Here is a 17,632-nt window from a genome sequence, read left to right as displayed (position 1 = left end):
CCAACCCGTGTTATTTCAATTGTTCACTATAAGCGAACGGGTACCCTTACATTGTCTCCTTATGAGATGTATGGGTATTACAATAGCGACAAAATTTTTTAATTTCTAATCTATCAGACTGCTTGTCTTTCTTGCTAGGTACGGAATAATTCCGAGAACCGCATTGAGAACAAGCCAGAATCAACTTTTTACTCACGATTTTCATTCCCTTTTACGGAAAATAGGTCTTATAAAAAATAACACCTAGGCAAATCCCTGTCAACAAGCCCTTCTATCAAAAAGATAGTTCTCGCGTTTCTAAATAGCGCTCTAACTTCCGTTTAACACGCTGAAGTGCATTATCGATGGATTTGACATGGCGGTTTAATTCTGCAGAAATCTCTTGATAGGATTGTCCATCAAGATAAAGTGACAGCACTTGACGCTCTAAGTCACTTAATAACTCTGCCATTTTTCCTTCTATTTTACTGAATTCTTCGCGATGGATGATTAGTGCTTCTGGGTCAGTCGGTTTCGCACCGGATATGACATCCATTAGTGTACGATCCGATTCTTCATCATAAATAGGTTTATCAAGCGAAACATAAGAGTTTAGTGGAATGTGTTTTTGGCGAGTAGCAGTTTTAATGGCTGTGATGATTTGGCGGGTGATACAAAGTTCAGCAAATGCCTTAAAGGACGTCAGCTTCTCTTCTTTATAATCTCGAATGGCTTTATACAAACCGATCATACCTTCTTGAATAATATCTTCTTTATCTGCCCCAATCAGAAAATAAGAACGGGCTTTGGCTCTGACAAAATTCCGATATTTGTTAATCAAAAAGTCAAGAGCATCACTGTTTCCTTTGTGGACAAGATTAATGATGGCATCGTCCTCTAGATCCTGAAAACTTCCCCGATCATTTGTTACCCGCTTGTACTCATTCAAATGGATCGCCCCGACGCCATTTTTCGAAAATTTCTGCCACTTCGTCCGTTAGGGGAATCTTTGTAATAGGACGTTCTTCTTGAGTTTTCCGAACACTTTTGCTGATTTTTTGCTCAATTACATTCATTTCAATTAATAATTCTCGTGCAGACTTCCTAAGTGCTCCTTGACCAAAGATTACCCATTGTTCTGTGAAATCAGATGTGGCTACGTAGACTTGCGTTTTAATGTTATTCAGTTCGATAGCTAGCTTTTCAATCCGTTCATCCGCTGTTTCGTTTTCGCTCGTAAATAATATTTCTATTTTGTAGTTCCTATGTTTTTTCGCAATACCTTGTACATAGTAGGCATCAAACACCACAATGACTCTGTAACCAGTGTAGCCCTGATATTCAGCCATCATCTCAATTAAGCGGTCACGAGCAGCCCCGAGATCCCGACTTTTAAGCTCACTTAGCTCCGGCCAAGCGCCAATAATATTATATCCGTCGACAAGAAGGACGTTGTTCATAGGAACATCATCCCTCTAACGGATTACGTTTTCGGTAGATTTCATACATCAAGATGCTCGCCGCAACTGAAGCGTTTAATGATGTAACATGTCCGGCCATCGGCAAATGTATTAAGAAATCACATTTTTCACGAATCAAGCGACCCATGCCACGCCCTTCGCTTCCAATGACTAAACCAAGCGGCATTGTACCATCAAATCGGCGGTAGTCCTCGCTGCCTTTCGCATCCGTTCCGGCAATCCAGAGCCCTTCTTGCTTTAGGTCATCTATTGTACGAGCAAGGTTTGTTACCCTCGCCACTGGGACGTGTTCAATCGCACCCGTCGAAGATTTTGCTACTGTGGCCGTTAGTCCAACGGATCGTCGCTTAGGAATAACGATACCATGTGCACCCACAGCATCCGCCGTTCGCATAATGGAACCCAAATTATGTGGATCTTCCAGCTCATCTAAAAGCAAAATAAACGGCTGTTCACCCTTGTTTTTAGCAGAGGCAAGCATATCATCAATCTCCGCATATTGATAAGCTGCAACGGATGCTACTACCCCCTGATGCTGTCCATCAAGCATTTGATCAATTTTTTGCTTAGGTACAAATTGAACTAGTACTCCCGCTTCTTTTGCAAGATGAATAACCTGCTGCATCTGACCTTTTTGCGATCCTTCTGCAATCCAAACTTTATTAATGTCACGTCCAGACTTCAATGCTTCTATAACAGGGTTTTTTCCTCCAATGAATTCCTGAGTCATGTCTACTCTCCTTTCTGCTTTTCCATGATGATTTCAATCGCTCGTTCTACAATTGATTGCAAACGATCCTTTTGTTCCCTCAAATATAAATAACCAATAAGCGCTTCAAAAGCTGTACTGTATCGATACGTTTGAACATCAACATTTTTTGGTATTGAGCCTGATTTGGCATTACGGCCTCTGCGAATAATCGCCTTTTCTTCCTCTGAAAACCACTCATCGGCTAGCATTATTTTTATCACGAAGGCCTGTCCACGGGCCGAAACATATTGAATCGCCGTTTTTTGCAGCAAATTGGGTCTCACTGCCCCTTGAAGGAGGAGATGGTGTCGAACGTATTGTTCGAACACAGCATCTCCCATATAGGCCAGTGCCAATGCATTGAGCTGTTTAGGATTTATTAAATTGTGCTCTATTTCTTCCATACCCTTATCCTCGTTTCCAGCGAATGCCCTGAGCTGTATCTTCTAAAATAATATTCATTTCTTTTAGTTGATCTCGAATTTCATCAGCGACTTTGAAGCTTCTTTCTTTTCTTGCTTGTTCACGCTTTTCAATAAGCGCTTCGATTTCTGTATCCAGCATTTTGCCTTTTTCTCGTTTAAGAGGGATACCCAAAACACTTGTAAGCTCGTCAAATACTGAGGTAAATGTGTCAAGCACTTCTACCGCCGTGTTTTTTTCCATCAAATAAAGATTTGCTTGGCGAGATAAATCAAATAAAGAAGCGATCGCATTGGCGGTATTAAAATCATCGTCCATCGCTGTGACAAAGGCATCTTTACTATTTTTAATCCCCTCTATCCAGTGTTCCTTCTTTTCATTCAGTCCTGCACTTGATTCTTTACGGTGAAGAAGATTCTCGTAAGAAGTTCGCAGGCGATCCAATCCCGCTCTCGCCGCCTCTAATAGCTCAAGATTATAGTTAATTGGATGGCGATAGTGTACAGACAGCATGAAAAAGCGGAGTACCTGAGGGTCATGCTCTTTTATAATGTCATGTACAAGAACAAAGTTTCCAAGCGACTTGGACATCTTTTCATTATCAATGTTGATATACCCATTATGCATCCAGTACTTTGCAAACTCTTTTCCTGTCAGCGCTTCTGACTGGGCTATTTCATTTTCATGGTGCGGAAAGGCGAGGTCCTGTCCTCCAGCGTGTATATCAATTGTATCGCCCAGATATCTGCGAGCCATTGCGGAACATTCAATATGCCAGCCAGGGCGACCTTGCCCCCATGGACTTTCCCAAGAGATTTCTCCTTCTTTTGCCGCTTTCCATAACACAAAATCAAGGGCATCATCTTTGCGTTCATCTGATTCAATTCTAGCACCAATACGCAATTCATCAATCGATTGATGTGAAAGCTTTCCGTAGCCATCGAACCTGCGTGTGCGATAATAAACGTCGCCGCCTGATTCATAAGCAAAACCTTTTTCCATTAGCACTGCTATAAACTCGATAATTAAATCGATATTCTCGGTAACACGAGGGTGAACGTCTGCTGGAGAGCACCCAAGCGCGCCAACATCCTCGAAATACGCATTAATAAATCGGTCTGCAATGGCTGGCACTTCTTCTCCGAGTTCGTTGGCAACACGAATGAGCTTGTCGTCAACATCCGTAAAATTAGATACAAAATTCACGTCATATCCGCGATAGGTTAAATGGCGGCGAACGGTATCAAAGACAATAGCCGGCCGGGCATTTCCTATGTGAATGTAGTTATATACGGTTGGACCGCATACATACATCGACACTTTCCCTTCTTGTATCGGTTTAAATTCTTCTTTTTGTCTTGTTAATGTGTTATACAGCTTAACGCTCATACTGCTGTACCCCTTTCTCTTTTACATCATGAAGCTCTTCTTTTAAACGAGCAATTTCTGTCTCTAAAACTCTTAATCGATCTGCGATTGGATCCGGCATATCCTGGTGATTTAAATCACGGCGAACCTTTATTCCGTTGCTAATTACGACTTTCCCAGGAATTCCGACCACTGTTGAATGAGCAGGAACATCTTTTAATACAACAGATCCCGCTCCCACTTTAGAATTCTCTCCAATGGTAATCGAACCTAATACTTTGGCACCTGTTGCAATGAGTACATTATCTTTTAATGTAGGATGCCGCTTCCCTTTTTCCTTACCTGTTCCGCCAAGTGTGACACCTTGAAACAGCGTTACATTATCGCCAATTTCACACGTTTCTCCTATTACTACTCCCGAACCGTGGTCGATAAAAAAACGATGTCCGATTTTAGCTGCTGGATGAATTTCAATTCCGGTTGCAAATCGTGCAAGCTGTGATATTACCCGAGCAATAAAGTAAAGCTTTCGTTTATAAAAAGCATGAGCAATCCTGTATGCCCATATAGCGTGCAGCCCCGAATAGGTTAAGATGATTTCAATGGATGACCTTGCTGCCGGATCCTGATCAAATACTGTTTCAATATCTTCTTTAATTCTCTTAAACATACTCCCATCCCCTTTCCTCTCTGACCCTTTTCCCTTTTTGATCTAATTATTTTCCATCTTTCCAACTCGTAACACATTCTTTAGAAACGAAAAAAAGCGTCTCTGTCTATAGACAGAGACGCTTTTGAATGCGCGGTTCCACTCTGTTTGAAACAGCAAATTCACTGTTCCCCACTTATACAGGATAACGGCCTGAACCGCTCTTACCTACTACATTGTTCGGTAAAAGACTCTGAGGGGCACTTCAAAAAACAAGAGGTCTGAACCACTTTCAGCCGGTGATGGTTCTCTCTTCTAGACATCATTTTTTTACTTTTCCTCTTCAATGCTTTGCATATATTTACGTTTTGCTTATAAGGCGATTGCTTTTTTCATCGTCCTCTAGTCATACTATATACTATTTAACCCAAAATGTTAATTTGAAAGTTTGCTTATTCTAGTTAAAACACGTTCTTTACCTAATACTTCAATCGCATTTGGCAGTTCAGGACCGTGAGTCTGTCCTGTGACAGCTACTCGAATCGGCATAAACAGCTTCTTCCCTTTGTGTCCTGTTTCCTTTTGAACGGCTTTAATTGCTTTTTTAATTTCAGCTGCTTCAAATGACTCCAAGGCAGCCAGCTGGTTTTGAAGCTCGGTCATTACCTCAGGCACCTGCTCCTCAGCGAGCACTGCACTGGCCTCTTCATCATAAGCAATTTCCTCTTTAAAGAAAAGCTCTGAAAGCTCTACAATCTCGGCACCAAAACTCATTTGTTCCTGGTACAGCGCAACAAGGCTGCGAACCCAAGCATTTTCTTCCGGGGTTCGATTTTTAGAGATTCGTCCCGCTTCTTCCAAATGCGGAATTGCAAGCTGAACCACTTCATCTAAATCAAGATTTTTCAAATATTGATTATTCATCCAAACAAGTTTTTGCTGGTCAAAAACAGCGGGTGACTTAGACAGACGATCGGCATCAAAAATTTCAATGAACTGTTCTTTTGTGAAGATTTCTTCTTCTCCTTTTGGAGACCATCCAAGAAGAGCAATGAAATTAAATAAAGCAGCAGACTGATACCCTAAGCCCTCATACTGCTCGATAAACTGAATAATGGACTCATCTCGCTTACTTAATTTTTTGCGGTTTTCATTTACAATCAGCGTCATATGACCAAATACGGGGATGTCCCATCCAAGCGCTTCATAAATCATCATTTGCTTAGGAGTATTTGAAATATGATCATCACCGCGAAGAATATGAGAAATCTTCATTAAATGATCATCCACCGCTACTGCAAAATTGTAAGTCGGGATTCCGTCATTTTTGACAATAACAAAATCGCCAATACCGTCAGATTCAAAAGATACGTCATCCTTTACCATATCCTTGAATGTATAGATCTTACCCGCAGGCACAGCAAAACGAATACTTGGCTGGCGTCCTTCAGCTTCTAGCGCAGCACGTTCTTCCTCTGATAAGTTACGACATTTCCCGCTGTAACGAGGCATTTCCCCACGCGCGCTTTGTGCTTCACGCTCTGCCTCAAGCTCTTCAGAGGTACAGTAACACTTATAGGCAAGTCCGCGGTCCAGCAGCTCGTTGTAATACTTTTTGTAGATATCATTACGTTCCGACTGACGGTAAGGACCATACTCTCCTCCTACATCAACACTTTCATCCCAGTCGATTCCAAGCCATTTTAAATGCTGAAGCTGGGATTCCTCTCCGCCTTCAATATTGCGTTTTTTATCCGTATCTTCAATGCGAATAATAAACTTTCCACCTTGATTTCTTGCAAATAAATAATTGAAAAGAGCTGTTCTTGCATTCCCAATATGTAAATGACCTGTTGGGCTTGGTGCATAGCGCACTCGAATATCTGCTGACATACTGATCCTCCTATAATGTTTTTTATTCAGTTGTGTGGCCTTCGTTTATTTTTCCATTTGAATTAAAATGGCTGCCTGAGCTGCGATGCCTTCTTCACGCCCTGCAAAGCCTAACTTTTCTGTTGTCGTCGCCTTCACGTTTATCTGTGATGGTTCAGCATCTAAAAGCTCCGCAATTTTCTCTCTCATTGCTTCAATATGCGGCGCCATCTTAGGTCTTTGCGCAATGATTGTGCAATCGATATTTCCAAGCTTATAGCCTTCCTTTTTCACAAGTGCCCAGACATGCCGAAGAAGCTCAGCAGAGTCTGCTCCCTTAAAAGCAGGATCTGTGTCAGGAAAGTGCTTACCAATGTCTCCCGCTCCAATTGCTCCAAGAGCCGCATCCGCTATAACATGGAGCAGCACATCAGCATCTGAATGTCCAAGCAGCCCTTTTTCATGAGGGATCGTAATACCGCCTAGTATAAGCGGGCGTCCTTCTGTTAGCTGATGAACGTCATAACCTTGTCCAATACGAAACATATGGAGTCTCTCCTCTCTATTCAAAACAGCCCGACTATCACTGTTCTTTTCTTTTTCTTATAATAGCTTCAGCAAAAATAAGATCTTCTTTCGTGGTCAGCTTTATATTATCATAATCTGCTTCCACGACTTGAATTTTTTTACCCATTTCTTCTACGAGGGAGGCGTCATCCGTTCCAAGAAATGCTGAGCTCTCAGCTTGTTCATATGCTTCCATCAGCAAAGAATGACGAAAAGCCTGTGGTGTCTGAACCGACCACAAGCTTGAACGTTCAATTGTTTTATCAACAAGTCCTTGCTTTACCGTCTTAATTGTATCTTTTACAGGTACAGCCGCAATGGCCGCTCCTGTCTCTTTGGCCACCGACACCAATTCATTAATCGTATTCTGCTGTATAAAAGGACGAGCCCCGTCATGGACAAGCACAACCCCATTTGGCAGTGCTTGCTTTAGAGCATAATATACACTTTGCTGACGCTCTTTTCCGCCTTCTACCATTGCCGTCACCTTACGAATATTATATTGATCAAATAATTCAAGAAGCACTAAGTGATCGTCTGGATGAATGGCTAACAAAATCCCTCGGCAATTTTCATCCTGTTCAAACACCTTTAGTGTATGAACAATGATCGGACGACCATCAACTTCCAGTAAAAGCTTATTGCGATTGGCTCCCATTCGCTTGCCTTGACCCGCAGCAGGGATAATTACCTGATATTCCATACTTTTATCTCCTGTTCAACAATACGCGATTAAAGTGCCTTCTCATACGCTTTTGGTTTAGCAAAAATCATACGGCCCGCTGATGTTTGTAAAACACTCGTTACGATCACATCAATATGCTTGCCTATGAAGTTTTTACCTTCTTCCACAACAATCATGGTTCCATCATCTAGATAAGCAATACCCTGATTATGCTCTTTTCCGTCCTTAATCATTTGCACATGCAATTCTTCACCCGGTAAAACCACCGGCTTAACGGCATTTGCAAGATCATTAATGTTTAATACCTGGACTCCCTGAAGATCACATACTTTATTTAAATTAAAATCATTTGTTACAACAATTCCATTAAGAACTTTCGCGAGCTTCACAAGCTTGCTATCGACTTCTTGAATCTCTTCAAAATCGCCTTCGTAGATTGTAACCTCGATCGGAATATCACGCTGAATTCTTTTTAATATATCCAGTCCGCGTCGCCCTCGGTTTCTTTTTAAAGCGTCAGAAGAGTCAGCAATATGCTGTAACTCCCCAAGTACAAACTGAGGTATAACAATTTCTCCGTCCAAAAAGCCGGTTTGGCAAATATCAGCTATACGCCCATCAATAATGACACTCGTATCAAGAATCTTGTGACGTTTTGATACGGACGGCTCAGAAGTCAGCTGCTGACCATTAATATCCAACTGCTTTTTATTTGTGTTGCTTCGAGAGTTCGTAAAGAACTGAATCAGTTCATCACGCTTTTTAAAACCGACCTGAAAACCTAAATAACCTAAAATTAATGTCAATAAGATCGGTAAAACTGTATTGACGATTGGGATTTGAATATCAGTAATCGCTACACCGATAAGGAATGCGACGATTAAACCAATAATAAGTCCAAGTGTTCCAAATAAAATATCGGTTACAGGTGCCTTAATGATTGTGTCCTCACACCATTTAATAAAATTCACCACATGATCGATAACCCAGAACAATAACGAATAAAAAATTATCGCTCCCACAATCGCGGTGGTGTAGGGATTATTAATGAATGCGTTATCAGATAAATTAAGTAATTCAAGTAATAATTCCGGAATTAAAAAGACGCCCAACGTACCACCTATAATTAGAAAACAGGATTGTACAATTCTTCTTAACATTCCTTCACCTCCTTCTATTCATTATAAACAATACTCCAAATTTCAAACCTTATATTCTTACATAATCATGTCTATTTACTTACATTTAAACCAAATAGCTACATATTGAAATAGCCATTAATTACCTTCTATCTTTAGTGAAAAGAGTAGCACGATTCAAACTAGAGTGTCAATTCATTGAAAACGACACATCGTATCATAAATCTACACTCTCGACAATATCTTTTTTTTACAGCTGATTGTCTGCCGTCGACTGATCCTTTATTAGACGAAGACCATCTTTTATCTTTCTTGCCCTCACTTCTCCGATACCATCAACGTCATCGAGCATTTGTACATTTGCTTTTACCACTTGATTCAAATGTTGAAATTCATTAATTAAATTTTCAATAATGATCATTGGGAGCCTCGGTATTTTATTCAACACACGGTAACCTCTCGGATCAATAACATCATCCATTGGAACATAGCCTTGATGACCGAGAAGCTTTAACAGCACCGTGTCATCGAGCACCTCTGTTGTGACGATATCCTGAAAACGATGAAGGATTTCTAACGGCTTAATATAACGATCAATCGAATAGTCTCGAATAATCAGCATGATTTCTTCTTCCATATCGGCTATCAGCTCATTCATTTGCAAGCGCACTAGACGGCCTTCTGTTCCTAATTCATTTAAGTAGACAAGCAGTTCATTTTTTATACGCAGCACCATTTCAAAACGATGAAGTACTTTGAGAACATCGCTAAAAGTCACCATTTCTTCAAATTCCAGCAGTGTAAGACTAGAGATACTTTGATCTAACACCACTTTATATTTTTCAAGCGTTTGAACCGCCTGATTGGCTTTTGTTAAAATAACAGCCATGTCCTTTAAAGCATAGCGAAAGGACCCTTTATAAAGCGTAATCACATTTCTCCTTTGGGATATGGCAATTACAAGTGCATCCGTTTCTCTTGCCACCCGTTCTGCTGTTCGATGACGCATCCCCGTCTCTGAGGAAGGAATCATGGGGCTTGGTGCTAATTGAGCGTTTGCTATCAAAATTTTGCTTCCACTTTCATTTAAAATGATCGCACCGTCCATTTTAGCAAGCTCGTATAAATAGGTTGGGGAGAAAGGACAATTGATTTGAAATCCACCATCTACGATCGATTTCATTTTATCATTGTAGCCAACAACGATAAGACCTCCTGTGTTTGCACGAAGGACATTATCGAGTCCTTCACGAAAAGGCGTACCCGGCGCCACAATCTGAACAATATCTCCAGACGACCGATCCGGTTTTTTCTTTTCATCCATAGCTATCCCCCCAATACCTGCTTCAACGCTTCGTTCACACTTGAAACACCTATTACTTGAATATCCTCAGGAAACTTCCACCCCCCTATATTATTTGCGGGAATAATAACACGTTTAAAGCCAAGCTTAGCCGCTTCCTGCACTCGCTGTTCAATGCGCGAAACACGACGAACCTCACCCGTTAAGCCGACCTCCCCGATGATACAATCAAACGCATTTGACGGCTGATCCTTGAAGCTTGAAGCAATACTTACAGCCACAGCCAAATCAATTGCCGGCTCGTCTAACCGTACACCACCAGCCACTTTTAAGTAGGCATCCTGCTGCTGTAAAAGAAGTCCCACTCTTTTTTCAAGCACCGCCATTAACAACGAAACACGACTCTGATCGATTCCTGTTGCCATTCGTCTCGGATTATTAAAGCTTGTTGGTGTAACGAGCGCCTGGATTTCAACCAATACCGGCCTGGTTCCCTCCATTGAAGCCACAACAGTAGAACCCGCAGCCCCCTGCGACCGCTCTTCTAGAAAAATTTCTGAAGGGTTAGCCACTTCTTCAAGACCTGATTCCTTCATTTCAAAAATACCCATTTCATTTGTTGAACCAAAACGATTTTTTACAGCACGTAAAATGCGGTACGTATGATGCCGCTCTCCTTCAAAATAAAGAACGGTATCCACCATATGCTCTAAAATACGCGGTCCGGCGATGGATCCCTCCTTTGTTACGTGTCCAACAATAAAGATTGCGATATTCTTTGTTTTTGCGATTCTCATAAGCTCAGCTGTACACTCTCTAACCTGTGTGACACTTCCTGGTGCCGATGTCACTTCGGGGTGATAAATCGTTTGAATTGAATCGATTACAACAAAATCTGGAGATAATTGTTCAATAGATTGATGAATAGCTTCTAAGCTAGTTTCTGCGTATACATAAAGCTCTTTTGATTGGATATTCAATCGATCAGATCGGAGCTTCGTTTGCTTAACGGATTCTTCACCGGAGATATATAAGACCTTATTGTCAGTCTCTGCTAATTGAGAGGATACTTGAAGAAGTAAAGTAGACTTACCAATCCCAGGATCTCCCCCGATTAAAATAAGGGAACCGGGAACAACCCCCCCACCTAATACGCGGTTCAACTCCGCTATTTTCGTTTTTACCCTTGGCTCTTCGATTGATTCTACCGAAATGAGTGGCGTTGCCTTTGCTGACTCTCCAACAGGCGTATGGGTGAATGATCTTTTCGGCTGTTTCCCTGTGATTTCAATATCTTCTACCATGGAATTCCATTCACCGCAGCCCGGACATTTCCCCATCCATTTTGCCGACTCATACCCACAGGATTGACACATAAACTTTGTCTTTTTCTTCGCCAAAAAACTCTCCCTTTCTATTTTTCTAACATGCACTGAAATGCTAAATCATGCATTCCACCTATTAAAGATAAAAAAGGCGCACGTGCCTATGGAAAACACGCGCACCTTCATTCATCAAATTGTAGCAGAGTTAACCTCTTCTTTTCGATTCACAGCAAATTCTCCATCTTTATAATCCACCTCAACGACATAGCCCGTTAAGACGTTACCTTTTAATAGTTCTTCAGAAAGACGATCTTCAATATGTTTTTGAATCGCACGGCGAATCGGTCTTGCACCGTATTCCGGATCAAATCCTTCGTCCGCAATTTTTTCTTTTGCTGCCTCTGTGATCGTAAGTTCGATGTCTTGTTCTTTAAGACGCTTAACCAGTCCGTTGGCCATCAGTGTTACAATCTCTTTCAAATGACTCTTCTCAAGAGAATGGAACACGATCATCTCATCGATTCGGTTAAGGAATTCCGGACGGAAAGCACGTTTAAGCTCTTCCATTACTTTGCCTTTCATATCCTTGTAATCCTGTACTGTGTCTTGGACGTTAAAGCCAACGTGTTTATTATGCTTGAGGGCACTAGCACCTACATTTGATGTCATAATTAAGACCACGTTGCGGAAGTCTACCGTACGCCCCTTAGAGTCTGTCAAACGGCCGTCTTCTAATACTTGCAGCAAAATGTTGAAAACATCCGGATGCGCTTTTTCAATTTCATCAAGCAGCACAACAGAGTATGGTTTGCGTCGAACCTTTTCCGTCAGCTGCCCGCCTTCTTCATAACCAACATATCCTGGAGGTGAACCCACAAGACGTGATGTGGAGTGTTTCTCCATATACTCAGACATATCGATTCTGATCATCGCATCCTCATCACCAAACATGGATTCAGCTAATGCACGTGCAAGCTCTGTTTTACCGACCCCTGTTGGCCCTAGGAAAATAAATGAACCAATTGGACGCTTCGGATCCTTAAGACCTGCTCTAGCACGACGAACAGCCTTAGAGATTGCTGTTACGGCATCATGCTGTCCGATTACACGATTATGAAGCGTTTCTTCAAGGTTAAGAAGCTTTTGTGTTTCTGTTTCCGCTAAGCGTGATACAGGAATTCCCGTCCAAGTAGAAACCACGTGGGCAATATCCTCGACTGTTACTTCTGTGTTCTCCTGACCTTGCTTTTCTTTCCACACTTTCTTCGTTTCTTCTAGCTTTTCTTTCGTTTTTTGCTCAGAGTCACGCAAAGCAGCTGCTTTTTCAAACTCTTGGCTTTGAACAGAAGCATCCTTTTCTTTACGGATTTCTTCCAGTTTTGATTCCAGCTCTTTTAAATTCGGAGGTGTTGTATATGAACGCAATCGAACCTTTGAACCTGCTTCATCAATCAAATCAATGGCTTTATCCGGAAGGAAACGGTCTGAAATGTAACGGTCTGAAAGTTTAACCGCCGCTACAATTGCTGCATCTGTAATGGACACACGGTGGTGAGCCTCATAACGGTCGCGAAGCCCTTGAAGAATTTGAATAGATTCTTCTGGTGTAGGCTCATCGACTTGAATCGGCTGGAAGCGACGCTCAAGAGCAGCATCCTTTTCAATATATTTACGATACTCATCAAGTGTTGTCGCACCAATACACTGCAGTTCGCCACGTGCAAGAGAAGGTTTTAGAATGTTTGAAGCATCAATCGCACCTTCCGCCCCACCTGCGCCAATTAATGTATGCAATTCATCAATAAATAAAATAATATTTCCTGCTTGACGAATTTCATCCATTACTTTTTTCAAACGGTCTTCAAATTCTCCGCGATATTTAGTACCAGCTACAACCGTTCCCATATCGAGCGTCATTACGCGCTTATCACGCAGAATTTCAGGTACTTCATTTTGAACAATTTGCTGTGCAAGTCCTTCAGCAATGGCCGTTTTACCAACACCCGGCTCGCCAATCAAAACAGGGTTGTTTTTTGTACGGCGGCTTAATACTTCAATTACGCGCTGTATTTCTTTGCTTCGACCAATAACAGGGTCCAGACTTCCTTCACGCGCAATAACGGTCAAATCTCTTGCAAGACCATCAAGTGTCGGTGTATTTGCGTTGGTATGAGAGCTTCCCTGATGTCCGCTTGCCTCATTGCTTCCTAATAGCTGCAAGACCTGCTGACGCGCTTTGTTTAAGCTTACACCTAAATTATTAAGAACACGTGCAGCCACACCTTCGCCTTCACGAATAAGACCAAGGAGAATATGTTCTGTGCCTACATAAGAGTGTCCCAGCTTGCGTGCTTCGTCCATGGACAGCTCAATCACTTTTTTCGCTCGAGGTGTATAATGAACACTTGGCGATTGCTCTGTACCTTTGCCAATTAACTCTTCTACCTCTTCTTGGATTTTATCAGAGCTGAGATTTAAGCTCTGAAGTGCTTTAGCAGCGATGCCCTCTCCTTCGCGAACAAGGCCGAGAAGGATATGCTCTGTGCCTATATTTGAATGTGAGAGACGAATCGCCTCTTCCTGTGCCAATGCCAATACCTTTTGAGCTCTTTCAGTAAATCGTCCAAACATCATAGGTTTGTTCCTCCTTTATCCTGTAAATCATCCATTTCCAACCGCTCTCGAATTAAAGCAGCTCTTCTCAAATCCCGCTCGAACGGTCGAAGAAAACCGCCTGCATACTGCTGTAAAAATCCTGGCTGAGTTAAAATCATCAACTCATTTAATATTGAGCGCGGGACATCCTTTATATACCCAAGATCAATGCCTAAACGTACATCAGACAAACATTTTGCCGCCTCTTTTGACTCTATCACCCGGCTATAGCGCAAGATTCCATAGGACCTGAATACTCGATCCTCTAATTGAATACCAGAGGTCTGAACAAGTGCCTCTCTTGCTGCCTTTTCTTGAGCAATAATCTGATGGACAACTCGTAGCAGGTCCTCCACAATGTCTTCTTCTGACTTACCAAGAGTGATTTGATTAGAGATTTGAAAGATGTTACCTAAAGCTTCGCTACCTTCCCCGTAAATTCCTCTTACTACAAGACCAAATTGTCCAATTGCAGGAATTATTCTGTTCATTTGATGCGTCATCATTAAACCTGGCAGATGCATCATTACGGAAGCACGTAAACCTGTACCAACATTTGTAGGACATGTTGTTAAATAACCTAGCTGTTCATCAAATGCATAATCAAGATGGGCTTCAAGGGCATCATCAATTTGGTTTGCTTTTTCAAGTGCTTCTTTCAGCTGCAGGCCTGGATATAAACATTGGATCCGAAGATGGTCCTCCTCATTGACCATAATGCTTATATCTTCCTGATCTGATAGCCAAACCGCTGCAGCAGTTGAATCCTCTGCTAAATTCGGACTAATTAAATGTTTTTCAACGAGAACGCGCTTTTGAAGGCCCTGTAATTCATCCATCTCAAGCTTCTCTAATGATTCTCCTATTTGTTCCATAGATTTCTTTACAACCGATGCAACATCCACAGCTTCTTCAGCAGAAAAAACAGTTGGGAACGGATGGTGACGACTGTTGCGAGCAAGCCGGATGCGTGAGGACAGGACAATTTCAGAATCAGGTCCCTCTTCGCTCATCCAAGAGCTTACAGCGTGTGACAAAAACCGCTCTAACGTCATACGTTCTCCCCTCCTTGATCGCTTACACCCTTCTCAAGTGATCGAATCTCATCTCTGATCTTCGCAGCTTGTTCGAATTCTTCCTGCTCAATTAATCCTTTTAATTGCAAGCGTAGTTCATCAAGCTGACGCTTCACATGAATGGTCCCGCCAATACGCGCAGGGAGCTTGCCCTGGTGAAGCGCGTTACCACTGTGGAGACGCTTTAAAATAGGTGGAATTTGCGCCCCAAATGTCACGTAACAATTAGGACAGCCAAATTTACCGAGCTTCAAAAACTGATGAAAAGTCATATGACAATGTTGACATTGAACAGTCTCATGTTCTTTCTGCTGCGGCTGATTAGCCTGTTGCACCATTGGAGATATGTTTAGTAATCCTGCGAGTAAATTGTTAAATGAAAAGGCGCTCGCGTCATTTGAAAGAAAAAGCCCCCCCTTATCTTGGGCACACTTTTCACAAAGGTGAACTTCCGTTTTTTCTCCATTAATTACTTTTGTAAAATGGAGTGCTGCCGGTCGCTCATTGCATTCTTGACAAACCATTTCCCACACCTCACCCACTTATTTATACTTTAACGTTATTAACATAGCCGTTAAAATTCTCGCTCGAATCTCGTCACGCAGAGGCAAATCAAGCTGTAATGCTGCACGATCCATTGCGCTCAACATCAGTTTTGCTTCCCGTTTTGATATAACCTCTTCATTTAGAAGTCGATAAACCACGTCTTCTGCCGTAGCTTGAGGCAAATGTGAATGCAATAGCGCTAGCACCTGATCAATAAGGTGTGATTGATCGTGGCTTTTGACTTTGATTATCCTAATATATCCACCACCGCCGCGTTTACTCTCCACCAAGTATCCACGCTCGACTGTAAAACGCGTATTGATTACATAATTGATTTGTGATGGGACACATTGAAATTTATCTGCGATCTCACTTCGCTTTATTTCCACTATTTCACTTCCACTTACATCTAAAACCTGTTTTAAATAACTTTCAATGACATCGGAAATGTTTTTCATATAACCTCCACTCCCTTTGACTTTGACTATCTTTGACATAAATTATACAACAGCATTCTTTTGATTTGCAAAGGATTAACCCTTTAATCGATCGGAGAAAAATATAATTAATAATTTTCAGCTAATTGATGTGTACTCAAATGTAATTTTAACCCATTCTATATACTGTAAAACGGATAAATAGACCAGCTCATTTTTCAAGACTTGTCCCCCATCCTGCCTTCCTGAACTATTTTTCTCCATATTTACTGAATGATATTCGTAATATAAAATTGATTACATTTATTTTTATCTTTCATAAGAAATTAAAGTTCGTTCCATAATAATAATAAATATGCATCCAGAATGCTCGAAGTGCTATCACTAATGACTCCAAATGTTTATGCCTTTTCGCCTATTTATTTCAACAATTAAAACTCAAGGACAATGTACAAGAGAATAATAACAGGTAGGAAGGAAGGGTATTCTTGATTTGTATTACATAAAAGATATTTGTTGATGAAAAAGTGGATGAGCCCGTTTGTATTTACCTTGGAGTTGAGGAATTAATAATTGGGTGGATAGGGCGTTGAAATGAATTAAAATAGAAATTTATTGGATTACAATTAGAAAATCGCACCCGATTGAATTAAGTTGATCTTTATCGATTTGGGCTGCTATATCGTCTGAAAGTAGAAGCGTATTTCTTGAACGTGAAATTTATTTCGTCAGTGTACAATGATTTTAAAGATGTAGGTTGCCTTCTCCGGTGTGTAAAATTCATATCTCTAGAATTTGAATGAAGAGAGGGTAGAATCTCTTTTGAGGACATTAAATGATCATTTATGGTAATAAATAACTTCAAGTAGTATTCAATATATTAATCATAAAATCTGGCTTTTAGAACGGGGAGAGCGGTGCAAACAGGATTCCAAATGACTTACCTGTCCTGAATATAGAATCCTCCTAGGCAATGTGAGATGATTTTTTTGAAGCACAGAATCATTTTCCTAAAGATGAGTTCCTTTTTTCCCCTTCTCTAATTACAAAAGAACTGCTGCCTTTCGATACTGCTTTTCATAGCCTAGCGATGTGGGCACTTTTAGCTCTGTTCCTTCTCTTATAGGGAAATCTCCGACTACCATCGGCGCACGAGCTTAACTTCCGTGTTCGGCGCTCGGAAAAGGATGAACGTCGGATCTTTAGCATCAGCTTCACTCGTTCGGTCCTCACGTGTATCACACGTTCCGGGTCTCTCTCCCTCGCTTCCTTGATCTCCTTGTTCCTCCCTTCCCTCGCAGTGCTTTTATTGTAAATAAATCGTTTTAAATTCAAACACAAAAGGACCGCTACCTTTTTTGGTAACGGTCCTTTCT

17 protein-coding genes and 1 other annotated feature are annotated in these 17,632 nt (G+C 41.4%); all 17 genes read right to left on the bottom strand.

Going from position 1 to position 17,632, the window contains the following annotated elements; translation table 11 throughout:
* Positions 1–46: 46 nt before the first annotated feature.
* A complete protein-coding gene (gene rpmG, locus KP78_RS18850; RefSeq protein ID WP_200889193.1) occupies positions 47–196 on the bottom strand; it encodes a 50S ribosomal protein L33 in 150 nt (49 codons plus the stop codon).
* 78 nt (positions 197–274) lie between these two features.
* The gene (gene sigH, locus KP78_RS00535; RefSeq protein ID WP_041085409.1) at positions 275–928 is read right to left on the bottom strand and encodes an RNA polymerase sporulation sigma factor SigH; all 654 of its coding nucleotides are present in this window, start codon (positions 926–928) and stop codon (positions 275–277) included.
* Positions 921–1,439: an NYN domain-containing protein gene (locus KP78_RS00530; protein WP_041085407.1), complete on the bottom strand. Its 519-nt coding sequence runs from the start codon at positions 1,437–1,439 to the stop codon at positions 921–923. Before KP78_RS00530 ends, sigH begins: the two co-directional genes overlap by 8 nt.
* 7 nt (positions 1,440–1,446) lie before the next feature.
* A complete protein-coding gene (gene rlmB, locus KP78_RS00525) occupies positions 1,447–2,190 on the bottom strand; it encodes a 23S rRNA (guanosine(2251)-2'-O)-methyltransferase RlmB (RefSeq protein WP_041085405.1) in 744 nt (247 codons plus the stop codon).
* Between the two features lie 2 nt (positions 2,191–2,192).
* On the bottom strand, positions 2,193–2,615 hold the full coding sequence (locus KP78_RS00520; RefSeq protein WP_041085403.1) for a Mini-ribonuclease 3: 423 nt from the start codon (positions 2,613–2,615) through the stop codon (positions 2,193–2,195).
* A 4-nt stretch (positions 2,616–2,619) separates the two neighbouring features.
* The gene (gene cysS / locus KP78_RS00515) at positions 2,620–4,023 is read right to left on the bottom strand and encodes a cysteine--tRNA ligase (protein ID WP_041085401.1); all 1,404 of its coding nucleotides are present in this window, start codon (positions 4,021–4,023) and stop codon (positions 2,620–2,622) included.
* Positions 4,013–4,672 (bottom strand): serine O-acetyltransferase, encoded by a 660-nt coding sequence (gene cysE, locus KP78_RS00510; protein WP_041085399.1) that lies wholly within the window; start codon positions 4,670–4,672, stop codon positions 4,013–4,015. The genes cysS and cysE overlap by 11 nt, the downstream gene beginning before the upstream one ends.
* A 111-nt stretch (positions 4,673–4,783) precedes the next feature.
* Positions 4,784–5,007 (bottom strand) — a binding site (T-box leader).
* Between the two features lie 79 nt (positions 5,008–5,086).
* On the bottom strand, positions 5,087–6,544 hold the full coding sequence (gene gltX / locus KP78_RS00505; RefSeq protein ID WP_041085398.1) for a glutamate--tRNA ligase: 1,458 nt from the start codon (positions 6,542–6,544) through the stop codon (positions 5,087–5,089).
* Positions 6,545–6,589: 45 nt separating this feature from the next.
* Positions 6,590–7,069, bottom strand: a complete 480-nt coding sequence (gene ispF / locus KP78_RS00500; RefSeq protein WP_041085395.1) for a 2-C-methyl-D-erythritol 2,4-cyclodiphosphate synthase — start codon at positions 7,067–7,069, stop codon at positions 6,590–6,592.
* Positions 7,070–7,106: 37 nt separating this feature from the next.
* Complete coding sequence (gene ispD / locus KP78_RS00495) at positions 7,107–7,793, bottom strand: 2-C-methyl-D-erythritol 4-phosphate cytidylyltransferase (protein ID WP_041085394.1); 687 nt, start codon at positions 7,791–7,793, stop codon at positions 7,107–7,109.
* Between the two features lie 29 nt (positions 7,794–7,822).
* The gene (locus tag KP78_RS00490) at positions 7,823–8,935 is read right to left on the bottom strand and encodes a PIN/TRAM domain-containing protein (RefSeq protein WP_041085392.1); all 1,113 of its coding nucleotides are present in this window, start codon (positions 8,933–8,935) and stop codon (positions 7,823–7,825) included.
* Between the two features lie 229 nt (positions 8,936–9,164).
* On the bottom strand, positions 9,165–10,238 hold the full coding sequence (gene disA, locus KP78_RS00485; RefSeq protein WP_041085390.1) for a DNA integrity scanning diadenylate cyclase DisA: 1,074 nt from the start codon (positions 10,236–10,238) through the stop codon (positions 9,165–9,167).
* A gap of 2 nt (positions 10,239–10,240) precedes the next feature.
* Entirely contained in the window at positions 10,241–11,617 is a 1,377-nt protein-coding gene (radA, locus tag KP78_RS00480) for a DNA repair protein RadA (protein ID WP_041085388.1), read from the bottom strand.
* A 114-nt stretch (positions 11,618–11,731) separates the two neighbouring features.
* On the bottom strand, positions 11,732–14,176 hold the full coding sequence (gene clpC / locus KP78_RS00475; RefSeq protein WP_041085386.1) for an ATP-dependent protease ATP-binding subunit ClpC: 2,445 nt from the start codon (positions 14,174–14,176) through the stop codon (positions 11,732–11,734).
* Positions 14,173–15,252 (bottom strand): protein-arginine kinase McsB, encoded by a 1,080-nt coding sequence (locus KP78_RS00470; RefSeq protein WP_041085384.1) that lies wholly within the window; start codon positions 15,250–15,252, stop codon positions 14,173–14,175. The genes clpC and KP78_RS00470 overlap by 4 nt, the downstream gene beginning before the upstream one ends.
* Positions 15,249–15,797, bottom strand: coding sequence for a protein-arginine kinase activator protein McsA (locus tag KP78_RS00465; RefSeq protein WP_041085382.1), 549 nt, complete (start codon positions 15,795–15,797; stop codon positions 15,249–15,251). Before KP78_RS00465 ends, KP78_RS00470 begins: the two co-directional genes overlap by 4 nt.
* Before the next feature lie 18 nt (positions 15,798–15,815).
* The gene (locus KP78_RS00460; RefSeq protein WP_041085380.1) at positions 15,816–16,277 is read right to left on the bottom strand and encodes a CtsR family transcriptional regulator; all 462 of its coding nucleotides are present in this window, start codon (positions 16,275–16,277) and stop codon (positions 15,816–15,818) included.
* Between the last annotated feature and the right edge of the window lie 1,355 nt (positions 16,278–17,632).

Origin of the sequence: Jeotgalibacillus soli, assembly GCF_000829435.1 — a bacterium.
Classification (GTDB): domain Bacteria; phylum Bacillota; class Bacilli; order Bacillales; family Jeotgalibacillaceae; genus Jeotgalibacillus; species Jeotgalibacillus soli.
The sequence above is the reverse complement of the archived record's forward strand: the minus strand, read 5'-3'. Positions and strand labels throughout refer to the sequence as shown.

Coding starts and splice junctions, on each gene's coding strand:
- clpC (WP_041085386.1), bottom strand. CDS start 14,176: ATGATGTTTGGACGATTTACTGAAAGAGCTCAAAAGGTATTGGCATTG.
- cysS (WP_041085401.1), bottom strand. CDS start 4,023: ATGAGCGTTAAGCTGTATAACACATTAACAAGACAAAAAGAAGAATTT.
- KP78_RS00530 (WP_041085407.1), bottom strand. CDS start 1,439: ATGAACAACGTCCTTCTTGTCGACGGATATAATATTATTGGCGCTTGG.
- cysE (WP_041085399.1), bottom strand. CDS start 4,672: ATGTTTAAGAGAATTAAAGAAGATATTGAAACAGTATTTGATCAGGAT.
- gltX (WP_041085398.1), bottom strand. CDS start 6,544: ATGTCAGCAGATATTCGAGTGCGCTATGCACCAAGCCCAACAGGTCAT.
- KP78_RS00470 (WP_041085384.1), bottom strand. CDS start 15,252: ATGACGTTAGAGCGGTTTTTGTCACACGCTGTAAGCTCTTGGATGAGC.
- KP78_RS00460 (WP_041085380.1), bottom strand. CDS start 16,277: ATGAAAAACATTTCCGATGTCATTGAAAGTTATTTAAAACAGGTTTTA.
- ispD (WP_041085394.1), bottom strand. CDS start 7,793: ATGGAATATCAGGTAATTATCCCTGCTGCGGGTCAAGGCAAGCGAATG.
- ispF (WP_041085395.1), bottom strand. CDS start 7,069: ATGTTTCGTATTGGACAAGGTTATGACGTTCATCAGCTAACAGAAGGA.
- KP78_RS00520 (WP_041085403.1), bottom strand. CDS start 2,615: ATGGAAGAAATAGAGCACAATTTAATAAATCCTAAACAGCTCAATGCA.
- disA (WP_041085390.1), bottom strand. CDS start 10,238: ATGGATGAAAAGAAAAAACCGGATCGGTCGTCTGGAGATATTGTTCAG.
- KP78_RS00465 (WP_041085382.1), bottom strand. CDS start 15,797: ATGGTTTGTCAAGAATGCAATGAGCGACCGGCAGCACTCCATTTTACA.
- rlmB (WP_041085405.1), bottom strand. CDS start 2,190: ATGACTCAGGAATTCATTGGAGGAAAAAACCCTGTTATAGAAGCATTG.
- KP78_RS00490 (WP_041085392.1), bottom strand. CDS start 8,935: ATGTTAAGAAGAATTGTACAATCCTGTTTTCTAATTATAGGTGGTACG.